This window comes from Comamonas sp. CMM02 (assembly GCF_014851485.1).
GTDB classification, from domain to species: Bacteria; Pseudomonadota; Gammaproteobacteria; order Burkholderiales; family Burkholderiaceae_C; genus Comamonas; species Comamonas avium.
The window spans coordinates 1-352 of sequence record NZ_JACUZW010000016.1 but is presented as its reverse complement, the minus strand read 5'-3'; the positions used below and the strand labels follow the sequence as shown (position 1 = coordinate 352).

The window sequence follows — 352 nt, the reverse complement described above, 5'->3', positions numbered from 1 at the left end:
TTATGCCTAGTGACCATAGCAAGTTGGCTCCACTCCTTCCCATCCCGAACAGGACAGTGAAACGACTTTGCGCCGATGATAGTGCGGGTTCCCGTGTGAAAGTAGGTCATCGCTAGGCTCTTACAGCAAGAAACGCCCAGTCGAGCGACTGGGCGTTTTCTCTTCCCTTTAAGGTGACTTGAAGAGAAAAGAAAACGTTAAAAGCGTTTAAGCACCGTGAAAACGGTGCTACAATACAAGGCTTCGCTGATCGCAGCGGGGTTAAGTTCCAAGAAGAGATTTTTGGGATGTTTCTTTAAAAAGATACAGCCGATAAGCGTGGGCGTTTGAAGGCGAATTGCCAAGTTCTTTT

Annotated in this window: 1 rRNA gene; it reads left to right on the top strand. The window is 47.4% G+C overall.

Annotation, left to right across the window (positions count from 1 at the left end):
• Window positions 1-5 precede the first annotated feature (5 nt).
• Window positions 6-118: ribosomal RNA gene (gene rrf, locus IB213_RS17920) — 5S ribosomal RNA — on the top strand.
• Window positions 119-352 lie beyond the last annotated feature (234 nt).